This window comes from Bradyrhizobium sp. P2_E8 (assembly GCF_056403875.1).
Genome location: NZ_JBFUES010000612.1, coordinates 1 through 4,646, shown reverse-complemented (window position 1 = coordinate 4,646; position 4,646 = coordinate 1). Strand labels below are relative to the sequence as shown.

The following is a 4,646-nucleotide window of genomic DNA, read 5'->3' as shown; positions in this document are numbered from 1 at the left end:
CGCCAGAACATGGAGCGGCAAATGGCCGCCGGTGGTCAGGCCGGTCAGGCCTAACCAGCCGGATTGGCGGCAGCTGGAGCGGGCAAAAACTCGTTCCAGATCGCCTTGTCGCCGAGCGTTGCGATGAAGGCCCTGTGGGCCTCGCGCTCGGCGTCGGAAATCCGCGGCGCAAGCGGTGTCAGCCGCTGCCGCCGCGGCGCATCGCCAGCCGCATTGATGCGGATTTCCTCGCCTTCCGAAGCCAGCAGCAGCTGCGACTGCCGCGCCCCGACCAGATCGACATAGACCTCGGCCAGAAGCTCGGCGTCGAGCAGCGCGCCGTGCTTGGTGCGGTGGGAATTGTCGATCGCATAGCGCGAGCAGAGATCGTCGAGCCGGTTGGACACGCCCGGATGTTTGCGCCGGGCCAGCAGCAGCGTGTCGACCAGCCGCTCGCGCGGGATCGCGGCGCGCTTGATCCGGTCGAGCTCGGCATTGATGAAGCTGATGTCGAACGAGGCGTTGTGGATCACCAGCGGCGCATCGCCGATGAACTCCAGGAACTCGTCGACGACCTCGTGGAACAACGGCTTCGTCGCCAGGAATTCGGCCGACAGCCCGTGCACCGCAAACGCCTCCGCCGGCATGTCCCGTTCGGGGTTCATGTAGCGGTGGAACGTCTGTCCCGTCGGCATGCGGTTGAACATCTCGACGCAGCCGATTTCGACCAGGCGATCGCCGCGGAGCGGATCGAGGCCGGTGGTTTCGGTGTCGAGGACGATTTCGCGCATGATCAGGAGGCCGTGTGGGACGGCGAATCAGGCTCGCCGCTGCGGCATCTTAACGACCTCGGCCAGGATGTGCGCAATTTGCGCCCGCACCGGTTCAAGTCCGTGCGACGTATCCACTACGAAATCGGCCCGCTTGCGCTTTTCCGCGTCGGGCGTCTGCTTGGCGATGATGGCGTCGAGCTTGGCCTCGTCCATCGTGCCCCGCGCCAGCACCCGCTCGCGCTGCAGTTCCGGCGAGGTCGAGACCACAACGACGGCGTCAACGCGCTTCTCGCCGCCGGTCTCGAACAGCAGCGGGATATCCAGCACCACGACCGGCGCGTTGGCCGCTTCGGCGTCGGCAAAGAATTTCGTCCGGGAGGCACCGAGCATCGGATGAACGATCTGCTCGAGCTGCTTGATCGCGGCGGGATCGTGCACGACGCGCGCCGACAGTTTTGTCCGATCGACCTTGCCGTTCGCGGTGGTGCCGGGGAAGGCGGCTTCGATCGCAGGCGCGGCCTCGCCCTCGTAGAGCTGATGGACGGCGGCATCGGCGTCGTAGACGGGGACGCCGGCCTCCGCGAACAATTTCGCGGTGGTGGATTTGCCCATCCCGATCGAGCCGGTCAGTCCCAGGATCCGCATCAGCGCCCAGCCATCTCTGTCATTCACACCGCAACTAGCCGCTCGCGCCGCAGGAACGCAAGCAGCGGCAGCAGCGGCAGGCCGAGAATGGTGAAATGGTCGCCCTCGATGCGCTCGAACAGATGAATGCCGAGACCTTCGAGCTGATAGGCGCCGACGCTGGTCGTCACTGCGTCGCCGGCCGCGTCGAGATAGGCCGAAAGCTCCGCCTCGCTCATCCGTCGCATGGTCATGCGGGCCACCGAGACGTCCTCGAAGACGATCTTGCCGTCATGTGCCAGGGCCACCGCCGAATTCAGCTCATGGCTTTTGCCGGCGAGATCGCGCAATTGCGCCATCGCCTGCGCGCGGCCGGCGGGCTTGTTGAAGAGACGATCGCCCAGAGCCAGGGTCTGGTCGGCGCCGATGACATAGCTTCCCGGATGGTTGGCCGAGACAGCCTTGGCCTTTTCGCGCGCCAGCAAGAGACCGATGTCGCGCGGACTCGAAAGCTTCGACGCAGCCTGAATGCCGCGCTCGTCGATATCGGCCGTAATCGCTATGAATTCCAGCCCGGCATTCGCCAGCAGCATCTTTCGCGCGCTGCTTTGCGAAGCCAGGATCAACGGAGATTTGCCGCGCCACAGACCCATAGCGAAAACTATTCCGAGGGCCGGTTGCGCTGGCGATCGCTGTAGAGCTTCATGATCGCCGCGGCGGTTTCCTCGATCGAGCGCCGCGTGACGTCGAGCAGCGGCCATTCGTGCTTGGCGCTGAGCTTGCGGGCGAACGCCACCTCCTCGGCGACGGACTGCCTGTCGGTATAGGTGTCGCCGCTGGAGTCGGCGCCCATGGAGAGCAGGCGGTTCTGACGGACCTGGATCAAACGTTCCGGCGTCGCGTGCAGGCTCACCACCAGCGGCCGCGTCAATGTCTCCAATTGCGCCGGCACCGGAATGCCCGGCACCAGCGGCACGTTGGCGGTACGGATGCCGCGATTGGCGAGATAGATCGACGTCGGCGTCTTCGAGGTGCGGGACACGCCGACGAGCACCACGTCGGCATCGTCGAGACCTTCGACATGCTGACCGTCGTCATGGATCATCGTGTAGTTCAGCGCATCGATACGCTTGAAATATTCCGCATTGAGCACGTGCTGCGCGCCGACGCGCCCCGTGGTCGCGGCGCCAAGATACGCCTCGAACAGCTGCATCACCGGGCCGATGATCGACAGGCTCGGAACATTGATCCCCTTGCACTTGTCCTCGAGCCGGGAGACCAGATCCTTCTCGAGCAGCGTGAACAGCACGATGCCCGGCGCCTCCTCGATCTCGTCGAGCACCCGGTCGAGCTGCTTCTGGCTGCGCACCAGCGGGTAGACATGCTCGACCGGCGTGACGTTCGCGTACTGCGCGGCGACGGCGCGCGCGACGGTGATCAACGTCTCGCCGGTGGAGTCGGACACGAGGTGCAGATGGAAATAATTGTTCGAGGTCGGCACAAAAACTCTTTGTATGAGGGCGGTGTGGTGTGTGGATTTCTGTGGAGCTTAACCCCTTGGAAAGGGTTGCGCGACACCAGGGGCGGGACAACCGCCAATTTTCTTCACACCACTGCCCGTGAGAACAAGTCTGGCAGCCCGCCGAGAGAGGAGCGGGATTGCGCGGATAACCCCCTTGATAAGCTGCCGACAGGCGCACGCAAGCCCTTGAGCCCGGACGACTTATCGAAACGGGTAAGGCCTGCGCGGGATATGTTGATGGATGTGAACAAGCGCGGGCGAAGTGGCGGACGGAATTGTGTGAGTCCAATCCACCGTCACTAAGACTCAAACCTTAAGATTCTAAAAGTTTAGGTTTAGATAAGCCGAGCGCTCGGATAAGTGTGCGCTCCCATCTATGAATGAATTCTTACCGGGCTCATTCCATCCACCGTTTGGTGAGCAGAAGCGTTTTCGAGCGAAGCGGATTCCGGTTCGCCGCTAGAAAACGCTTTGAAACAAGAAAGGGAGGCCGCCGGCATGTACGAGTGGATCAAGGCGCTGCACGTGATCGCCGTCATCTCCTGGATGGCGGGCATGCTCTATCTGCCGCGGCTGTTCGTCTATCATTGCGAGGCCGAAATCGGCTCCAGGCAGTCGGAAACGTTCAAGATCATGGAGCGCCGGCTGCTCAAGGCGATCATCAACCCGGCCATGACCATCACCTGGCTTGCCGGGCTCTATCTCGCCTGGTCCGGGCATTGGTTTGCATCCGGTTGGCTGCACGTAAAACTGGCACTGGTCCTGGCGCTGTCCGCGGTCCACGGCTTTTTTTCGCGCTGGTGCAAGGATTTCGCTGCCGACCGGCGTCCGCGAAGTCAGAAATTCTATCGGATTATCAATGAGGTGCCGACGGTCCTGATGATCTTCATCGTCATCATGGTGATCGTGAAACCGTTCTAGGCAGCGATCTCATTGATCGCTCAGCGCTTCGGCTTGCACAGTGAAGGGCGATTTTCTATATTAGCGATATCCCACCCAACGCAGGCGGATGTGGTTGTTTCCGAGCTTTCCAGAGGCCGGACACCGCATCAGGTTTGAAGCCCCCACCGGCACTCACCTTGCCAGACCTGCGGACCCTATCTTCTCACGTCCGCATTTCAGAGCCTCCTCGCACCCCCTCCCTAAGGTTACCCCACAGGACCACCCCAATGCGGGAAATTAAACTCCAGGACCTCAAGTCGAAGACCCCGGCCGAGCTCGTCTCGTTCGCGGAAGAGAATGGGGTCGAGAATGCCAGCACCATGCGCAAGCAGGAGCTGCTGTTCGCCATCCTCAAGCAGCTTTCGCTCGCTGAGACCGACATCGTCGGCGAAGGCGTCGTCGAGGTGCTCTCCGACGGCTTCGGCTTTCTTCGTTCGCCCGATGCCAATTATCTGCCGGGCCCGGACGACATCTACGTTTCGCCCTCGCAGATCCGCCGTTTCGGCCTGCGCACCGGCGATACCATCGAAGGCCACATCCGCAGCCCGAAAGAGGGCGAGCGCTATTTCGCGCTGCTGAAGGTCAACACGCTCAATTTCGAGGATCCGGAAAAGGCCAAGCACAAGGTCAATTTCGACAACCTCACGCCGCTGTTTCCGAACCAGCGTTTCCGCATGGAAATCGACGATCCGACGCGAAAAGACCTTTCTGCAAGGGTGATCGACATCGTCGCGCCGATCGGCAAGGGCCAGCGCGCGTTGATCGTGGCGCCGCCGCGCACGGGTAAAACCGTGCTGATGCAGAAC

General features: G+C 62.3%; 6 protein-coding genes. 2 read left to right on the top strand and 4 right to left on the bottom strand.

What is annotated here, in order from left to right; translation table 11 throughout:
- Positions 1–50: 50 nt before the first annotated feature.
- The 4 genes from dnaQ to AC1D00_RS27880 are packed head-to-tail and all read right to left on the bottom strand — an operon-like array spanning position 51 to position 2,877.
- Entirely contained in the window at positions 51–770 is a 720-nt protein-coding gene (dnaQ, locus tag AC1D00_RS27895) for a DNA polymerase III subunit epsilon (RefSeq protein WP_477012865.1), read from the bottom strand.
- A 27-nt stretch (positions 771–797) separates the two neighbouring features.
- Positions 798–1,397 carry a dephospho-CoA kinase gene (gene coaE / locus AC1D00_RS27890; protein WP_271577060.1) on the bottom strand — a complete coding sequence of 200 codons (600 nt, stop codon included), beginning with the start codon at positions 1,395–1,397 and terminating at the stop codon, positions 798–800.
- Positions 1,398–1,420: 23 nt separating this feature from the next.
- The gene (locus tag AC1D00_RS27885; RefSeq protein WP_477012864.1) at positions 1,421–2,029 is read right to left on the bottom strand and encodes a Maf family nucleotide pyrophosphatase; all 609 of its coding nucleotides are present in this window, start codon (positions 2,027–2,029) and stop codon (positions 1,421–1,423) included.
- 8 nt (positions 2,030–2,037) lie between these two features.
- The gene (locus AC1D00_RS27880; RefSeq protein ID WP_477012863.1) at positions 2,038–2,877 is read right to left on the bottom strand and encodes a pyruvate, water dikinase regulatory protein; all 840 of its coding nucleotides are present in this window, start codon (positions 2,875–2,877) and stop codon (positions 2,038–2,040) included.
- 519 nt (positions 2,878–3,396) lie between these two features.
- Between AC1D00_RS27880 and hemJ the strand changes: the two genes are divergently transcribed.
- The gene (gene hemJ / locus AC1D00_RS27875; RefSeq protein WP_135178721.1) at positions 3,397–3,819 is read left to right on the top strand and encodes a protoporphyrinogen oxidase HemJ; all 423 of its coding nucleotides are present in this window, start codon (positions 3,397–3,399) and stop codon (positions 3,817–3,819) included.
- Positions 3,820–4,067: 248 nt separating this feature from the next.
- Positions 4,068–4,646 (top strand): Rho termination factor N-terminal domain-containing protein (locus tag AC1D00_RS27870; RefSeq protein WP_477012862.1); only part of this gene is annotated, 579 nt, incomplete at its 3' end.

Excerpts from the sequence above, each read along its gene's own strand:
- dnaQ (WP_477012865.1), bottom strand. The coding sequence starts at position 770 with ATGCGCGAAATCGTCCTCGACACCGAAACCACCGGCCTCGATCCGCTC.
- coaE (WP_271577060.1), bottom strand. The coding sequence starts at position 1,397 with ATGCGGATCCTGGGACTGACCGGCTCGATCGGGATGGGCAAATCCACC.
- AC1D00_RS27885 (WP_477012864.1), bottom strand. The coding sequence starts at position 2,029 with ATGGGTCTGTGGCGCGGCAAATCTCCGTTGATCCTGGCTTCGCAAAGC.
- hemJ (WP_135178721.1), top strand. The coding sequence starts at position 3,397 with ATGTACGAGTGGATCAAGGCGCTGCACGTGATCGCCGTCATCTCCTGG.